The sequence below is a fragment of the Nocardiopsis sp. B62 genome, from assembly GCF_018070675.1.
In the GTDB taxonomy this organism is placed as follows: domain Bacteria; phylum Actinomycetota; class Actinomycetes; order Streptosporangiales; family Streptosporangiaceae; genus Nocardiopsis; species Nocardiopsis prasina.
Genome location: NZ_JAGPXK010000009.1, coordinates 163807 through 181343, shown reverse-complemented (window position 1 = coordinate 181343; position 17537 = coordinate 163807). Strand labels below are relative to the sequence as shown.

Genomic DNA, 17537 nt, shown 5'->3' with positions numbered 1-17537 from the left:
CCGCGCCGTCTAGCGGGCTCGGGCCCCCTCGATCCGCTCCCCGTGGTTCGCCTCCTCCTCGGTGTCCGTGGACAACACCACCCGGACCAGGAGGTTCTTCATCAACGGCTGGTCGCTCTGGGTGCTGTAGTCGGCGGAGCCGACGAGGACGTTCATCTCGGGCATGTACCCGGCGGCGCTGCCGCGCGGTACGTCGTAGGCGAGTGCACGGTAGCGGCGCAGGCGTCGGCGCGAGCCGTCCCGGGACGTGGACTCGATGTCCACCGGGTCGCCCTCGGCGATGCCCCGGTCCCGCATGTCCCTGGCGTTCATGAACACGAGGGTGCGCAGGTTGCGCACGCCCCGGTAGCGGTCGTCGTTCGAGTAGACGGTGGTGTTCCACTGGTCGTGGGAGCGCATGGTCTGGAGGACCAGCACGTCGTCCTCGGCGGGCACCACGTCGGGCAGCTCGGCCAGGGAGAACTCCGCGCGCCCGGACGGGGTGAGGAAGACCAGTTCGCGGGCGGGCTGCACCAGCCGGAAGCCCAGGGGCAGGCGCACCCGGCGGTTGAAGTCCTCGAACCCGGTCAGGGCCTGGGCCATGGTGTCGCGGATGCGGTCGTAGTCCTCCACGTAGTGTTCCCAGGGCGTTGCGCTGTCCGGCAGCGTGGCCCGGGCGATGCCCGCGATGATCGCCGGTTCGGAGAGCAGGTGCGGTGAGGCGGGGCGCTTCATACCCACGGACAGGTGCACCATGCTCATGGAGTCCTCGACCGAGGAGGACTGCAGCCCGGCACGCTGGTGGTCCTTCTCGGTGCGGCCGAGACAGGGCAGGATGAGCGCGGCCCTGCCGTGTTCCAGGTGGCTGTGGTTGAGCTTGGTGCTGACGTGCACCGTGAGGTCGCACTTGCGCAACCCGGCCGCCGTGTACGGGGTGTCGGGGGCGGCCTTGGCGAAGTTCCCTCCCATACCCACGAACACCTTCACGGCGCCCTCGTTCATGGCTCGGACGGTGCCGACGGTGTCCAGTCCGGGTTCGCGCGGCGGGTCGATCCCGCAGGCCTCGGCGACGCCGTCCAGGAACTCCGGGGTGGGCCGGTGGTCGATCCCGCAGGTGCGGTTGCCCTGCACGTTGCTGTGCCCGCGCACCGGGGAGGGTCCCGCGCCCTCCCTGCCGAGGTTGCCGCGCAGGAGCAGCACGTTGACGATCTCGCGGACGGTGTCCACGCCGTGCTCGTGCTGGGTGATGCCCAGGCACCAGCTGATGAGGGTGCGGTCGGAGAGCGAGTAGATCTGGGCCGCGTCGATGATCCGCTCGCGGTCCAGGCCGGACTGTCGCTCCAGCTGCTCCCAGGAGGTGGCGGCGCACAGCGCCCGGTACTCCTCGAACCCGGTGGTGTGGCGCTCGACGAACTCGGGGTCCAGGGCCCTGGGGTCGCGTTCGGCCTTCTCCAGGAGCACCTTGGCGATGCCGCGCATCAGCGCCATGTCGCCGCCCGGGCGGATCTGGAGGTTGAGGTTGCTGGTGCGGGTGGGGCGCATCAGCCCCATCTCCACGAAGTCGTGCGGGACGATGGTCCTGGTGGCGGCGGCCTCCACCAGCGGGTTGACGTGCACGATCCGTGTGCCTCGCTGGTGCGCCTCAGCCAGTGCGGTGAGCATGCGCGGGGCGTTGGAGGCGGCGTTGACCCCCATGACGAAGATGGCCTCGGCGGCCTCCCAGTCCTTGAGATCAGCGGTCCCCTTCCCCGTACCGATGGAGGCCTTCAGCGCACGGCCCGACGCCTCGTGGCACATGTTGGAGCAGTCGGGGAGGTTGTTGGTGCCGTACTCGCGGGCCATGAGCTGGTAGAGGAAGCTGGCCTCGTTGCCGAGCCGGCCGGAGGTGTAGAAGGCCGCCTCGTGGGGGGATTCCAGTGCACGCAGGTGGGCGCCGACCAGGTCGAACGCGTCCCGCCAGCTGATCGGCTCGTACCGGTCGGTGTCGGGGTCGTAGACCATGGGTTCGGTCAGTCGTCCCTGGTCCTCCAGCTCGAACGCGCTCCAGTGGCGCAGTTCGGTGACGGTGTGTCGGGCGAAGAAGTCACGGTCCACCCGTTTACGGGTCATCTCCCAGGTGACGTGCTTGATCCCGTTCTCGCAGATGTCGAGCTTGAGACCCTTGAGGTCGTCGGGCCACGCGCAGCCGGGGCAGTCGAAGCCACCGTTCTCGTGGTTCACCCGGAAGATCGCGCGGGTGCCGTCGACCCACTCGCCCTCTCCCGCGATGAGGCCCAGCACCGACCTCGCCGCGCCCCACCCTGCCGCGGGGTGGTGGTAGTCGCGCTGTGACCACTTCTCGTCCGACACTTCGCCGTCCCCCCACCCGGTCCACACCGTTCCACGGTGATGAGACCGGATCCGGGTCAGTCAGAGGGCGGCGCCGTTCCGGACTTTGCCAAAGGCTTTCCTTGCGCCACCACCGGTTCGGGATCGGCCGTGGGAGGGACGGCGCTCCGGGTTGGTGCGCGCGTGAGCGGTTCCGCGACGCAGGCTCGTCGTCTTCGCGTGGGCCTATTTCGAAGCCGCAATCGTGGGCGTCGGAGCCCGGAACGGCTTTACCGAGCAGGGGTGAACGCTGGCTCGGGTGTTGGCTCAGGCCCACTCGCGGCCCGGCACCGTGTTCGGGGAGGGCGCCGACAGTGGCGGGTGAGTGGGGCACTCCGGGCGACACGCCCATCCGGTGACGCGGCGCGCGCCTCCCGCCGCGTGCCGCGCTCGGACGCCAGACTCGTGGTCACCCCGTGTCACTGACCACTCGCCAGGTGTTCCGGAGTGCTGGTCGACGCGGTTCGTGGCGCGTGACGACGGTGTCCGCGCCGATCGGAGAACGGAGCACATGTGCAAGCCCAGTGGCCGGGCGTCGGGGCCCTCGTGAACAAGTGGAACGCCACCCGCAGGGCCCGTGTCGAGCGGGAGCGGGAGCGAGCACGGGAGCGGGCCGAGGCCGAGCGGTCGGGCCCTGGAACGCCGGACCCGGACGACGGCGCGCGCGCCGGTGATCTGCTGCGCGTGGCCGCCGACGCCGCCTGGCGCATCCTGGTCGTCGGCGTGGTGGCGGGGCTGCTGGTCTACGCCCTCACCCTGCTGTCGGTGGTCACGCTCCCCCTCATCATCGCGGTGTTCCTCACCGCGCTGCTGATGCCCCTGGCCAACTGGCTGCGCCGCCCCAACCTGATCAGGCGCCGGGGTTTCGGCCGGGGGTCGTCGACGACGATCACCATGCTGGTCGCGTTGGCGATCTACAGCGGGGTGGTCACTCTCATCGTGACCCCGGCGATCGCGAGCTTCGACGACCTCGTGGCCAGCGTCAACAGCGCGGTCTCCCAGCTCCAGACGATGGCCCTGCCCTTCGGCCTGGACCCAGCGCTGCTCACCGAGGCGATCGACAGCGCCTGGGAGCAGGTGCAGTCCCTGATCACCGAGAACAGCAACCAGGTCCTGAGCGGTGCGTGGACGGCGACCACAGCCGTGTCCCGCATCGTGCTCGGGATCGTGCTGATCATCGTCCTGACCATCTACTTCGTGCACTCGGGCGACAAGCTCATGGACTGGATCGCCAGTCTGCTGCCCGTCGGTTCCCGTCCGGTCCTGCGCCACTCTGCGGGGGTCTCCTACGAGGTGATGGGCAACTACGTGCGCGGGGTGGCGCTGGTGGGGGTGATCGACGCGATCGGCATCGGTATCGCGCTGATCCTGCTGATCGACACGAGTCTGGCCATCCCGCTCATCGTGCTCACGTTCGTGGGCGCGTTCCTGCCGATCATCGGTGCCTTCCTGAGCGGGTTGCTGGCCGTCCTGGTGGCCCTGGTGACCGAGAACTGGGTGGTGGCGCTGATCGTGCTCGGTGCGGTGCTGCTGGTGCAGCAGTTGGAGAGCAACGTGTTCGCGCCGCGCATCTACGGCCGCGCCCTGGAGCTGCCGTCCGCCGTGGTCCTGGTCGTGGTGACGGTAGGCGGCATCCTCGGCGGGGTGGCGGGTCTGTTCCTCGCCACCCCGATCGCGGCGGTCCTCGCGGCGCTGCTGCGCAACCGGGCGTCCTCCTCCGAGCCCTCCAAGGAGCGTGCGGAATCCGGGCGGGCGGACGGCGAGCGCGCCGGGGAGGCCGGGGCCACGGCCTGAGCCACGGCGCCGTGGGGGCCGCACGGCTGCGGGGTCGGGCACTCCCCCGCCGGGCTCACACCCGGGCGCCCGTGAGGACCGGCCGTACCGCCTCGGGCCCGCTGTGGACCCGGGTGATCGCGTCGGCGACGCGGTCGACGAGGCGGGTGGGCACGCCGGCGAGGTTGATCCGCCCTGAGGGGAGACCGTGGATCGCGTGTTCGTCGCGCAGCCGTCCCATCTGGTCCTCACTGAGGGGCAGACGCAGGAACATGCCGCGTTGTTCCCGCAGCTGCTCGAACTCCGTGGAGGCGGTCCGTCGCACCAGGGCGTCGGTGAGCCCCTCGCGCAGGTGCCCCAGGCGCAGGCGCATGGAGTCGAGCTCCCCCGACCAGCGGGTGCGCAGTTCGGGGCGGGTGAGGATCTCGTGGACGATCCGCGCCCCGTGGTCGGGTGGCTGCGAGTACCCGGCGCGGGCGGTGGTCTCCAGGACGCTGTAGGCGAGGGCACGGCGGGCTGGGTCGTCGGAGACCACGATCGCGCAGCCGGTGCGTTCGTTGTACAGGCCCCAGGCCTTGGACGCGCTGACCGCGACCACCGCTTCGGGCAGGACGTCGAGCATCCGGCGCATGCCCTCCAGGTCGGAGTCGAGGCCGTCCCCCAGGCCGAAGTAGGCGTGGTCGACGAAGGGCACCACCCCGCGCGCGGCCATCGCGTGGGCGAGCTCCTCCCAGCGATGGGTGGGCATCGCGGCGCCCGTGGGGTTGTGGCAGCACCCCTGGATCAACAGCGCGTCGCCGGGTGCAGCCGTGGCGACGGCCGCGAGGGCGGCGTCCGGGTCCGGTCGGCCGTCGGGGAGCAGCATCGGGTACTCGCGCACGCGCAGACCGGCGGCGGTGAGGATGGTGCGGTGGTTGAGGTAGGCGGGGGTGCCCAGGTGCACGGTCCGGTCGGGGCCGGTGGCGGCCAGGAGTTCGGCCAGGAGCCGCAGCGCCCCGGTGCCCGCCACCGACTGCACCGCCAGCGTGCGGGCGCGGACGTCCTCGGAGGGAAACAGCATGCGGGTGAGCGCGTCGGTGAAGTCGCGGTTGCCGGCGGGGCCCAGGTACTCCTTGGAGTGTGAGCGTGCGGCGAGTCTCCGTTCGGCCTCGGCCACCGCGCCGAAGACCGGAGAGGACCCGGTGTCGTCGCGGTAGACGCCGACGAGGAGGTCGAGTCGCTCGGGGCGAGGGTCGGCGTCGCAGGCGGCGGTGAGCCGCCATAGGGGGTCGGTGCGCGGCGGGCGCGTGAACGGCATCAGCATGAGGTCTCCAGTTCGGGACGGCGGTCCACTGCCTCGAGCGTGGAGGGTGGACTCGGGTGGGCGAGGGGCGGCGTGGAGGGAGGAGGCGTCCCGGTGGGGCGCCCCGCGCCGAGCAGGTTGAAGGCGATCACACCGGTCAGGACCAGCAGCAGGGTGACGGTGGTCGTGAGGGTGACGGGCTCGCCGAACAGCGGGACGGCCGCGAGCAGGGTGACGACCGGGCTGAGCGCACCGAGGGTGGCGGCGGCCGGGCCACCGAGGCCGCGGATGGCGGTCGCGTAGCACAGGGCGGCGAGCACACCGACGCCGATGCCCTGGACGGCGACGTAGAGCAGGACGTCACGGGATGCGGCGCCCGCGAGCAGCGCTGAGGGCGCCGAGCCCAGCAGGACCGGTACCCCTGCCAGGAGGGCCGAGGGCGCGCAGAGGACGATCGCGGCGCTGACCGGATCGAGGGTGGTCTCCCGCAGCGCCAGGGTGTACACCGACCACACGAGCCCCGCGCAGAGCAGGATCGCGACCCCCGTGGCCTGGTCCGGGGTGACGGCTGCCGCCACGGGCACCGCCGCACCCAGGACGATCAGTACGAGGGCGCCCAGTCGGGCGGGGCGGGCCCGGGTGCGCCAGAGCGCGAACGCGAGCGCGGTGACGAACAGCGGAACGGTCCCGGGGATCACGATCCCCACGAGGGCCGCGCTGGTCAGGGAGCCGCCCCAGGCTGCCAGGAGGAAGTACGGGAGTCCGGCGCCGACGCACAGCGCCAGCAGGACTCCGGGGCGTTCGTGTCGCACGCGCCGCACGGCCCGGGGGATCCACGGGGCCAGCACCACCAGCGGGGTCAGGAACCGGAGGAGGGCCGCGTCCGTGGCGGTGAGGTCGGAGGCGCCGATCCCCCGGATGCTCAGGGCGAACCCGGCCCACAGCACCACGGTCGCGGCCATCGCGGCCAGGGATGCGGTGAGCGAGGGTGTCGCGCCGGTAGGTCTGCTCATGGCTGTGAAGGTACGGGGATCTCCGCGACCGCCGATTGCTGTTTATTGCTCCAGGCACCGTGTGTTTGGCAGAATCTGCCACATGCAACGGTTGGACGAGATCGATCTGCGGATCCTGCACGAACTCCAGAGCGACGGACGGATCAGCAACCAGGACCTGGCCGACCGCGTGGGGCTCTCACCCTCCCCCTGTCTGCGCAGGGTGCGGCGGTTGGAGGAGTCCGGCGTGGTCGCCGGGTACACGGCGGTGGTCGACCCGGCCTCGGTGGGCCTGGACATCACCGCGTTCGTCCGACTGCGCCTGGACTCCCACGGCACCGGTGTGGTGGAGCGGGTGGAGGAGGCCATCCGGGGGATCCCGGAGGTCACCGAGTCCTACCTGCTGGCGGGCGACCACGACTACCTGCTGAAGGTGGCCGCCCGTTCCTTCCCCGCCTACGAGGAGCTGATGCGCACCAAGCTGCGCGCCATCCCGGCCGTCTCCTCGATCGAGACGACCTTCGCCATCAGCGTCACCAAGCCCAGTTCACCCCTGCCCATCGACTGAACCGCACGGGGTCAGGTGCGTTCCGGGGCCGCTTCTCTGGCGCGGGCCAGCCTCTCCCCGTTCACCCGGCCCCAGGCGAACACCAGCATGGGCAGGTGGGCCGCTCCGGCCAACAGGAATGGCAGGCGCAGCGCCCACTCCCGTCCCAGGACCGGTTCGAGGCCGACGACCACCAGGCCGCCCAGGAGCGTGCCCACGGACAGGGTGCCCCAGCCGAAGAACCGGTAGACCGCGTTCACCCTGCCCAGCAGGTGGTCGGGGATGACGCGCTGGCGCAGCGAGACGGTGATGACGTTCCACACCACGATCGCGACGCCGATCGCCGCGCCCGACAGCCACACGACGGCGGTGACGGGCACCAGACCGAAGAGCGCGAGCCCGACCCCCATCACCGTGATCGAGCCGACCAGGCAGCGTCCCTCCCCCACGGAGGCGATGATCCGTTCGGCCAGCAGCGACCCCAGGAGCGCGCCGGTGGCCGAACCGGTGAGGACCAGCCCGAACTGCCAACCCTCGAACAGTCCCAGCACGTCCTGGGTGTAGAGCACCAACAGGGAGATGATCATGGCGGAGGCCAGGTTGAGTGCCCCCAGCAGCAGTGCCAGCGCGCGCAGGACCGGGTTGCCCCACAGCCACCGCAGGCCGGTGCCGATCTCCGCGCGCCAGGCGATCCGGCCCGTCCCGGCCGGGACTCCCCGAGGGCGGTAGGTCCCGGAGAGAGTGAACAGCAGCACGGCTCCGGCCGCGAGCAGACCGGCGTTGAACAGGAACGGGACGGCCAGGGCCAGACCCATCAGGACCCCGGCCAGCGGGGGCCCGACGAAGTTGTTGGCGGTCACCTCCACGCCCCACAGCCGACCGTTGGCCCGTTCCAGCAGCCGTTGGTCCACCAGGGAGGGCAGGAGGGTCTGGGCGGCGTTGTCCCGGACCACCTCAGCGCAGCCCACCAGGAACGACATCGCGTAGAGCCCGACGAGCAGCGCGGTCGCCGAGGCGGGGGCTCCCCCACCGGCGGCCAGTTGTTCGGGGGTGGGCAGTCCTCCCTCGGTGAGCAGGACGAACACGCCGAAGGCCGCGACCACGACGAAACGGCCGGTGTCCGTCCATGCCACCAGCAGGCGCCGGTCGTACCGGTCGGTGATCACCCCGGCGGGCAGGGAGAACAGCAGCCAGGGCAGCCGGGAGGTCAGGGCGACGAGCGAGACCAGGAGGGCGTCGCGGGTCAGCGCGGAGGCGAGCCACACCACGGCGACGGTCATGAGCCCGTCCCCCAGGTTGGTCATCCCGCTCGCGGACCACAGCCTCCAGTAGTCACGCCCCAGTTGGGGCGCGGGTCCGGTGGTGCTCACTCCGGCCACTCACCTTCCGTTCTCTCCTCGGCGGGCCCAGCTGGTAACGACCCCGCCGTGGGAGGAGGCGCGAACGCCCGCCCGTGGGCCGGGGGCCCGTTCAGGTGCGGGAGGGTCGCATTCATCATCACGATCATCGTGCGCACCGGCAAGGGGACCGTCCCACTCCCTCTCGGCCCGTCCCCGATGACGCGGGTCAGCCCATGGTGCGTTTCCCTGCCCTGGCTCTGCGTCGCGACTCCGACCCGAGCGCGCCTCGGTATCCGTTCTTCCGGAACGCGGAATTAAAGCGGCGGGGGCTATCGATATCACGGAGGAACCCCTGGGGTCAGCACCCCCACGGGTCCATTCGACCGTCCGGAATCGGCCACTCTCCGGAACGGAGGAACGATCTTCGGATTGATCTCAGGAACTCGGTTCCAAGGATGTTACGGCATTCATCCTTCGCCCCAAATGCCCGAATCGACCTGGGAGAAAGGAAGGAACTCCTCTCATGAGGACCCCATCGGCGCGGGGCTTCGACGACGCACACCGCCCTTCGGGCGTTCCGCGAGGCGTCCAGAAACGCATGCCCTGAACAGGGGTTACGCGACTCGTTTCAGAGGGGGGCGCGAGGCGCGCTCCCCTCCCCGGGAGCGCACTACCGCCGCAACCACCCTTACCCTTCCCCCGCTGAATTCATACTCCGCGCGTACCGTGAATTTCCCGCCAGCACTCCCCACGGGGAGAAGTTCCAGGCCAGGATCGTGTTTCCCCGATTCTCTTGACAACGATCCGGACAAAGTGAAACTAATACTGTCGACCCTCCGGGCACCCACCACTGACGGCCACGGACAGCCACACCAATAGCCCTCGCCCCTGGCCAGGCGTGCTTCCCCCGCACCCGGGCACGACGCCTTTTCCACGACGGATTCCTCCGGGAGGGAATCCGTCGTGCCCCGGAAGACCGATCCGACACCCGAGCACGAACAAGGGGCGAAGACTTGACCCACACGTTTTCCCCGGAACTCGACGGCGCCACAGCGCGACGGAGACAGTTCACGGACTCCGGCTACCTCGTCCTCCCCGGTTTCCTGCCCGCGCACCTGGTCGACCGTCTCCTGCCCGAGGTGGACCGGTGGGTGGACGAGGGGCTGCGCGCGCGTTCCATCTCCGCCTGCGTCGACCCGGAGACCCACGGCACGCCCCCGGTCCTGGAACTGGAGCTTCCCGCACACGGCGAACTCCTCACCCACGAACCGCTGATGCGGGTGATCGCCGAACTCATGGGGCCCTCCTTCGTCTTCCACCACCTGCACAGCGACCGGCACGGCGAGTCGACCGGCGGCAAGGCCTGGCACCACGACCACGAGGCCAACGACCGCGAGGACCCGAGCCTGCTGATGGTCCACGCCCTGCACTACCTCGGCGGACTCGACCCCAGCGTCGGGCATCTCGCGGTCCTGCCCGGCTCCCACCTGGAACACGCCTCCAAACAGTCCCGCGCTCACCTGGGCACCAAGGAGCTACCGGGAGAGGCCGTCATCGACCGTCTCCCCCCGGGCTCGACGGTCCTGATGAACTCCTCCCTGTTCCACGCGCGCAGGCCCGCCCCCGAGGGCGAGGGCGACCCGCACCCCCGTTACTTCGTGGACGCTTCCTACTGCCAGGCGGACGCGCGATGGCATCCGGTGAAGCCCTATTGGCGACATATGCTCGCTCGGGCGCGCGAGCTCGACCTCAGCGGGGGGCGCTGGCCCGAGCTGTTCGCCGAGCGGCACTTCACCGAGTACACGACGGGACGGGACTCCACCACATGAAACTGATCGGCACGGTGCCCTTCGCGGAGGTGTTGGAGGTCTACCGGGGCGACCACCCCGTCGACCGCGCCCACGTCTCCAACACCAACCAGGACGGGGAGGACGTCCTGCACATGGCGGACGAGCTCCTTGGCACCTGGCACCGGGTCCTGCTGTCCCGGGACGAGGTCCTCGGCATCGTGCTGCCCTGGCACCTGAGCGAGGGCGGGGGACGCGAACTGGTCCCCCGGTCGGGCCGGACGGTGGGCGAAGCGGCGGAGCTGGTCCGGTCGGGCGGCGCGGAGATGGCCGCGGCCAACCCGATCTGCTCGGAGAAGCTCCAGCTGTTCGGGGAGCGGCCCCTGACCCCCGTCTACCTGAGCACCCGCCCGGTGCCGCACACCGACTACTCCGACCTGGAGGTGCGGACCGGACTCATCCACCTGGACGGGCTACACCGGACCGTCGCCTGGGCCCTGCACGAGCGCCTGTCACCCGACGAACGCACCGAGGCGTTCGTGGCGGGCGCCCCGGACACCGCACCGGCCGGGTGAGACGGGTCCTGTTCTCCTGAACTCCCTCGCCGGTGACGGGCGGGGACGAAGGCCCAGGGGGACAGGTGCCGGGCCGTCCCAAGCAGACACCGCCTGAACTGGAGACCCACCCCCTTGACAGGTACGACGATCCCGGACCTCTCACTCTCCGACCTGCTGGCGCGCGGCGCGCGCTCCCACCCGCACCGACCGGCGCTCTCCGACGAGGTTCGCTCCCTCGACTACGGGGGGCTGCTCGCCGCCGCCGACCGGGTGGCTGCCCGTCTGGCCGATCAGGGTGTGGGGCGGGGTGACCGGGTCGCGGTGCTGGGCCCGCGCGACATCCGGGTGTGCGTGTTGCTGTACGGGGTCCTGCGCGCGGGAGCGGCCGCCGTGGTCGTCGATCCCGCATGGAGCGGCCCCGACGTCCGCAGGCGTCTGGACGCGATCGCCGTGGGGCACGTGCTCAGTTCCGATCCCGGGCACACCGCGCCCGGGGCGCGCGGGACCGAGGTCGTGGACCTGGACGCGATGGTCGGGCGCCCCGGCGGCCAGCCCCGTGGCGCGACCCCGCCACGGGTGCGCGCCTCCGACCCGGCCTATCTCTCCTTCACCTCGGGTTCGAGCGGGGAACCCAAAGCGGTCACGGTCACCCACGCCAACACCGTGCACTACGCGTTCTCCCTGCGGGACCGCCTCGGCCTCACCCATGAGGACGCGCCGTGCGTCGCGCACGTCACCACGCTCGCCGCCGACCTCGGGCACACCTCCTGGCTCCTGGCACTTGCGACCGGCGGGTCAGTCCACGTGGTGCCCGACGACCGGTCCCGCGACCCGGAGGCCTTCTGGTCCTGTCTGTCCGCGGCGGGGGTGTCCGTGCTCAAGACCACCCCCTCCCACATGACCGCCCTGTTGGAGGGGCGGCCGCGTCGGGCTCCGAGACTGCACACCCTGTTGTTGGGCGGTGAGGCGCTGCCCCGTTCCCTGGCGGCCGGGCTCCTGAAGGACGGTGTGGCCGGTCGGGTGGTCAACCACTACGGTCCGACCGAGGCCACCATCGGCGCGAGCTGCTTCGTGGCCGTCTCCCCCTCCGAACTTCCCGAGGACGAGGCGACGGTCCCCATCGGGACGGCCATCGGCCGGAACGGCCTGTACCTGGTGGACGCCGAGGGCCGTCCGGTACCGGACGGCGCCGACGGCGAGCTGCTCATCGGCGGTCCAGGTGTGACACCGGGGTACTTCGGGCGCCCGGAGGAGACCGCGCGCCGCTTCCTCCCGCACGACGACGGACCGAGGTACCGGACCGGTGACCGATGTCGCCGCCGCCCGGACGGCGACCTCGTCTTCGCCGGTCGGACCGACCGCCAGGTGAAGATCCGGGGCTACCGGGTCGATCCGGCGGACGTGGAGCGGGTGATCGACGACTTCTCCGGGGTGGCGCGGTCCGCGGTGATCGTGCGCCGCAACCCCGCGGGGGCCCAGCTCCTGGCGGCGGTGCGACCCGTGGTCGGCGAGGACGGCGGAGCGCAGGCGAGCCTGGTGGCCTCCCTGCGCTCGTACCTGCTGGACCGGCTCCCCGCGTACTCGGTCCCCCAGCCGCTGGTCGTGGTGCCGGAGTTCCCCACCGGCCCGAACGGCAAGCTGGACAGGGACAGCCTGTCCGTGCTGGTGGACCGGGTCCTGGAACTCGGGGGGAGGAATCCCGAGACCGCCCCCGACGTGTCGGCGCCCCCGGACACGGTCGGCGCACCGGCCGGGGACCCCCTCGTGAAGACCATCGCCGACCTGTGGGCGGGCGCGCTCGGCCTGCCCCTGGTCGCCCCACACACGGACGTGCTGGAGATCGGCGGTGACTCGATCCTGGCCATGCGCACGGTCACGGCGCTGCGCAGGTCCGGGTACCGGGTCGCGTTCGAGGACTTCTACCTGAACCCCACCGCGGCGCTACTGGCGGAGGCGGCCGCCCCGCTCTCGGGGGAGGCCGCCGACCCGACGGAGGACGCGGGCGCCGCCGGGGCCGGGAGGCTGGCACCGGCCCAGCGCTGGTTCTTCCAGCAGCGGGTACGGGACCCCAGGCACTGGAACCAGTCGGCCGTCCTGCGGTGCGGGGTCCCGGTGGACCCGGCCGCGCTCTCCCGCGCCGTGGTGGAGGTGCTGCGCCGCCATCCCGCGCTGCGCCAGCCCGTGGCGACGGGCGGTCCGGGTCTCCCCCGCCCCGCTGAGGAGACGGACGCGATGACCTTCTCCCGGCTCCCCTTCGACCCCGCCCGGGTTTCGGAGGAGGTCGAGGCCACCTGTACCGAGCTGCACCGGGGGTTGGACCCGGAGTCGGGCCGTCTGGTCCGGATCCACCTGTTCTCCGGAGCAGGGGGCGACTTCTCCGGGCCCGGGGGCGACGACCGGCTAGCGGTCATCGTGCACCATCTGGCCATCGACGGGCTCTCCTGGCGGGTCCTGCTCGACGACCTCGCCCACGCCTACCGGGCGGCGCTCACGGGGAGCCCGCACCGTATGCCCGTGACCGCCGACTTCTACCGGTGGGCGGCGACCGCCGCGCCCCCCGCACCGGAACGGGCGGCTCCGCTCCGCACGCGGCCGCCCGCCGATCCCGGTTTGGAACCAGCGGCCCTGACCTGGGCCCTGGACGAAGGCGACACCGACCGGTTGGTCCGCCGTCACGGGCGCTCCCAGCGGTTGGAGGCGTTTTTGCTGTCGGCCTTCTCCGAGGCCGTCCTGCGCCGGAACGGTCGGCCGCGGCTGACCGTGGAGGTGGAGACCCACGGCCGCGACACCACGAGTCGCGGCGACGCGTACATGGACACCGTGGGCTGGTTCACGGCGGTCAAGCACGTGACCGTGGCGGCTCCCGGCACGGACCCGGGGTCCGCCACCGGCTCCGGGAGTGTCGGCGGAGCCGTGGACGTGCGGACCGTGGTCCGTTCCTCCTCGGCAGAGACCACCGCGCGGGTCGAGCACCTGGTGCGGGAGGCCCAGCAGGTGCCGATGGACGCCGACGTCGCGCTGCCCGAGGCCGGGTTCAACTTCCTGGGCACCTTCGAGCTGCCCGACGAACCGTCGCTGGCCTGGTCCGTCGCCCCCGAGAGCGGCGGGGCGGCGCGCTGTCCCAGCGGGGACCCGCACCACCGACTGCGGCTCACCACGCGGATCGTCGAGGGCAGGCTGGTGGCCGACCTCGTGTACGCCTGGCCGTGGCTGTCCCACGAGGACGCCCACGGGATCGTCTCCGCCTTCGGCGGGACCGTGGCCAGCGAGGTCGGGAGCGCTCCCCCTGAACCCGACAGGAGCGCCGTCTCCACCTCGGGCCAGCTGCTGCTCACCGGCGCCCCGAAGTCCGGGACCGCTCGCACGAGCGCGCGGGTCCGGGAACCGGTCCGCGTGCTGCTCACCGGGGCCACCGGTTACCTGGGCCGCCACCTGCTGGCCGCCCTCCTGGACCGCGACGCGCACGTCACCTGCCTGGTCCGGGGCGGGGACGACGCGGACGCGGCGCGGCGGCTCGACTCCGCGATCGACGGCGCGGACCGACGGGTCGGCGGGTTCGACGTGATCGCCGGTGACGTCAACCGAGAGGGCCTGGGGCTGTCACGGGACGGGCTGGAACGGGTCCGGGACGTGCGCGCGGTCGTCCACGCGGCGGCGGACGTGCGCCTGGTCGCTCCCCCCGACGAACTGGAACGCACCAACGTCGCGGGGGTCCGCCGCCTGCTCGCGTGGATCGACGCCGAGGTGCCCGGCGCCCGCCTGCACCACCTGTCCACGCTCGCCGTCGCGGGGGGCGTGGACGGAGTCCCGCGCCGGTTCAGCGAGGCCGACCTGCGGATCGGGCAGCGGTTCCGCACCCCCTATGAGAGGACGAAGTTCGCGGCGGAGGAGGAGGTCCGCTCGTGGGCGGCCTCGGGACGCCAGTGCTATGTCCACCGCAGCGGCCACGTCGCGGCGCACAGCCGGACCGGTGCCTTCCAGCGCAACGTGGAGGACAACCGGATCTACCAGCTGGTGCGCGGCTACGTGCTGGCCGGTGCCGCTCCGAGCCGTCCCTCGGAGTCGTTCGCGTTCTCCCACGTGGACACGGTGGCGGCGGGGATCGCGGCGATGGTGACCCACGCCCACGCGGCGCCGGGCGTGTACCACGTGGAGTCCCCGTACACGGTGCCGCACGACGAACTGGTGGCCTGGTTGGTCTCCTTGGGCCATCCGGTCAGACTCACCGACGACCACGCCTTCGGCGCCGCGCTGTCCCGGGTGGAGCGGACCCATCCGACCGCCGCCCGGCTGGCCTCCGCCTGGTCCCAGCTGGGATCGCGCAACGTGGTGGTCGACAGCTCCCACACGACCTCCGCGCTCGATCGCGTCGGCGTGCGCTTCGCGCCGCCGACCCGCGAGTGGTGGTCGGCGGCCATGGCCTGGGCCACGGCCGTCGGCTTCCTCCCCGAACCGCCCCAGTGAATCCCACGACGAAGGGAACGGCCCGCCAGATGACCGAGAACACCACGACCGAGATCGGTTGGGGAAGCACGACCCTGGACACCCGTCGCGACCTGTGGTCGATGCCGCTCTCCGACGAGGAGCGCGCGCTGCTGTGGCGGGACGCCCGGGCGGAGCGGTGGGAGGGTGCCTCACGGGTGCGTGAGCGGCTGCGCTCGTTCAGCTCCGAGAGCATCCGTTCGGTGGGCTTCGCGCACGTCCCGAACCTGATGGACCCGGCTGCGGACGAGGCCGACATCGTCTCGGCGCTCTCCTTCGTCCTACGGGACTTCGGCGAGATCATCCCGCAGAACGCCGAGGGAGACCTGTTCCGGGTCCTTCGGGACCAGGACGGTGACGGGAACACCGAACTCGGGTTCCACTGCGACACCTGCGATCTCCTGGTGCTGTTGTGCCTCCAGCCCGCGGTACGGGGAGGTGGGTACACCAAGCTCGCCAGCGCCCGCCACGTGCGGAGCATCATCGGCGGGGAGCGCCCGGACGTGCTCGCCACGTTGGAGGAGGACTGGACCTTCGACCGCACCGGCCGGGCGGGACAGCAGGTGATCGTCTCCCCGATCCTGTTCACGCAGGAGGACGGGACCGTGGGCTGCTACTACCAGACCCGCACGGTGCGCACCTCCCCGGAGCGGGGCGGCCCACCCCTGACCGACCGCCAGTGGGAGGCCCTGGACGTCCTCGACGAGGTCCTCTACCGGCCGGAGATCGCCTTCCAGCTCCTGCTCGGCGCCGGTGACCTGCTGGTCATCCGCAACTCCCGGGTCCTGCACGGGCGGTCCCCCTACGTGGACGTGCCCGGCCCGGGCAGCCGCCGCGTGCTGCGGGCCTGGATGAGCGCGGGTGCGCGGTGAACGAGGGAGTCACCCCGGAGCGCGGGGTCGCGGTGGTCACCGGGGGCGGCAGCGGGCTGGGGCGCGCCGCGGCGCTCGCCCTGCTCTCGGAGGGGTGGTCCGTGGCGATCGCCGGTCGCCGCAAGGAGGCACTGGAGGAGACGGTCGCCCTGGCGGGCGGGGACGCGCACCGGATGCTGACCGTCCCGACCGACATCGGACGTCCCGAGGAGGTGACGGCGCTGTTCGCCGCCGTGCGGGAGCGGTTCGGCCGGGTGGACCTGCTGTTCAACAACGCCGGGGCGGTCGTGCCCAGGGTGCCGGTGCAGGACGTCCGGTTCGAGGACTGGAACCGGATCATGGACACCACCGTGACCGGCACGTTCCTGTGCGCCCAGGAGGCGTTCCGCGCGATGCGGGAGCAGTCGCCCCGGGGCGGGCGCATCATCAACAACGGAGCGCCCTCCGCGCACGCGCCCCGGCCGAACGCCATCGCCTACACCACGGCCAAGCACGCGGTCCTGGGCCTCACGAAGGCGCTGTCGCTGGACGGGCGCGAGCACGGCATCGCCTGCGGGCAGATCGACGTGGGCAACGTGGAGCCCTCCGACGGGCGTCCCCAACCCCCGGCCCGGCAGGCCGACGGGAGTTCGGCCGTGGAACAGACCCTCCCCCTGGACCGCTTCGTCGAGGCCCTGCTCCTCATGGCGTCGATGCCGCCGGGGAGCAACGTGCAGTACCTGACGGTGCTGCCCACCTCGATGCCCTTCGTCGGGCGGGGGTGAGCGGATGTTCGTCAGCGCGCGCGACTTCGCGGAGTACCGGTCCATGTTCGGGCTCAGCGACGACGACCTGTCGTTGAGGATCCTGGACTGCCCCGGCGGCGCCGCGAGCTTCACGGCCGAGGCCCGTGCCCGGGGCTCCGACGTCACGGCGGTGGACCCCGAGTACGGGGAGAACCGGGGGAAGCTGGCCGAGCTGGCCCTGTTGGAGAACGAGCACAAGCACGCCGACCTGGTAGAGCACGAGTCGGACTTCGTGTGGACGTGGTTCGAGGGACCGGAGCAGTACACGCGGCTGCGTTCGGTGTCGGCGCGCAGGTTCGGCGCGGACGTGACCGCGCACCCGGAACGCTACGTGGAGGGTTCCCTGCCGCACCTGCCCTTCCCCGACCACTCCTTCGACCTGGTGCTCAGCTCCCACCTGCTGTTCTCCTACGGCAGGCAGCTGGACGAGGAGTTCCACCGGGAGGCGCTCTTGGAGCTGGTGCGGCTGTCCCGCTGGCAGGTGCGGCTGTATCCGCTGTTCCAGCACGCGGACTTCACGCGCTATCCGGCGCTGGACCGCATGCGGGAGTTCCTGGCCGACTGCGGGGTGTCCTCGCGGGTGGAGCCGGTGGAGTACGCCTTCGACCCGGGGGACGAGGAGATGCTGGTCCTGGAGTGCTCCGAACGCGGTGACCTACCGCGGAGCGAGGGCATCCGCGCCCACCCCGACCCGGTCCGCTGGCGGCACCTGAACACCTGAACACCTGATCCCGGGTCCGGGGGCACCTGTTGGGTGCCCCCGGGGCGGTTCAC

At 71.7% G+C, this 17537-nt stretch carries 12 protein-coding genes; 8 read left to right on the top strand and 4 right to left on the bottom strand.

Annotated features, from left to right (window positions below; all coding sequences use genetic code 11):
* Window positions 1-9: 9 nt before the first annotated feature.
* Window positions 10-2328: an FdhF/YdeP family oxidoreductase gene (locus tag KBX21_RS12850; protein WP_307869202.1), complete on the bottom strand. Its 2319-nt coding sequence runs from the start codon at window positions 2326-2328 to the stop codon at window positions 10-12.
* Between the two features lie 564 nt (window positions 2329-2892).
* Between KBX21_RS12850 and KBX21_RS12845 the strand changes: the two genes are divergently transcribed.
* Window positions 2893-4140: an AI-2E family transporter gene (locus KBX21_RS12845; RefSeq protein ID WP_307869201.1), complete on the top strand. Its 1248-nt coding sequence runs from the start codon at window positions 2893-2895 to the stop codon at window positions 4138-4140.
* A 55-nt stretch (window positions 4141-4195) separates the two neighbouring features.
* Here KBX21_RS12845 and KBX21_RS12840 read toward each other — a convergent pair whose 3' ends face one another.
* Together KBX21_RS12840 and KBX21_RS12835 are read right to left on the bottom strand one after the other, a co-directional pair.
* Window positions 4196-5422 (bottom strand): aromatic amino acid transaminase, encoded by a 1227-nt coding sequence (locus tag KBX21_RS12840; RefSeq protein WP_210842024.1) that lies wholly within the window; start codon window positions 5420-5422, stop codon window positions 4196-4198.
* Complete coding sequence (locus KBX21_RS12835) at window positions 5416-6414, bottom strand: DMT family transporter (protein WP_247665632.1); 999 nt, start codon at window positions 6412-6414, stop codon at window positions 5416-5418. Before KBX21_RS12835 ends, KBX21_RS12840 begins: the two co-directional genes overlap by 7 nt.
* 82 nt (window positions 6415-6496) lie before the next feature.
* Here KBX21_RS12835 and KBX21_RS12830 point away from each other — a divergent pair, with 82 nt between their 5' ends.
* A complete protein-coding gene (locus tag KBX21_RS12830; protein ID WP_049573414.1) occupies window positions 6497-6961 on the top strand; it encodes an Lrp/AsnC family transcriptional regulator in 465 nt (154 codons plus the stop codon).
* Between the two features lie 11 nt (window positions 6962-6972).
* On the opposite strand, the gene KBX21_RS12825 is transcribed toward KBX21_RS12830, so the two are convergent.
* Window positions 6973-8310, bottom strand: a complete 1338-nt coding sequence (locus KBX21_RS12825) for an MFS transporter (RefSeq protein ID WP_210842023.1) — start codon at window positions 8308-8310, stop codon at window positions 6973-6975.
* 983 nt (window positions 8311-9293) lie between these two features.
* Here KBX21_RS12825 and KBX21_RS12820 point away from each other — a divergent pair.
* The 6 genes from KBX21_RS12820 (at window position 9294) to KBX21_RS12795 (ending at window position 17484) form a co-directional block, all read left to right on the top strand.
* Window positions 9294-10109, top strand: a complete 816-nt coding sequence (locus KBX21_RS12820) for a phytanoyl-CoA dioxygenase family protein (RefSeq protein ID WP_210842022.1) — start codon at window positions 9294-9296, stop codon at window positions 10107-10109.
* A complete protein-coding gene (locus KBX21_RS12815; protein WP_049573405.1) occupies window positions 10106-10642 on the top strand; it encodes a DUF6309 family protein in 537 nt (178 codons plus the stop codon). Before KBX21_RS12820 ends, KBX21_RS12815 begins: the two co-directional genes overlap by 4 nt.
* A gap of 114 nt (window positions 10643-10756) precedes the next feature.
* Complete coding sequence (locus tag KBX21_RS12810; RefSeq protein ID WP_210842021.1) at window positions 10757-15088, top strand: non-ribosomal peptide synthetase; 4332 nt, start codon at window positions 10757-10759, stop codon at window positions 15086-15088.
* 29 nt (window positions 15089-15117) lie between these two features.
* On the top strand, window positions 15118-15978 hold the full coding sequence (locus tag KBX21_RS12805) for a TauD/TfdA family dioxygenase (protein WP_210842020.1): 861 nt from the start codon (window positions 15118-15120) through the stop codon (window positions 15976-15978).
* Entirely contained in the window at window positions 15975-16742 is a 768-nt protein-coding gene (locus tag KBX21_RS12800) for an SDR family oxidoreductase (RefSeq protein ID WP_307869200.1), read from the top strand. The genes KBX21_RS12805 and KBX21_RS12800 overlap by 4 nt, the downstream gene beginning before the upstream one ends.
* A gap of 4 nt (window positions 16743-16746) precedes the next feature.
* Complete coding sequence (locus KBX21_RS12795; RefSeq protein WP_210842019.1) at window positions 16747-17484, top strand: methyltransferase domain-containing protein; 738 nt, start codon at window positions 16747-16749, stop codon at window positions 17482-17484.
* Window positions 17485-17537 lie beyond the last annotated feature (53 nt).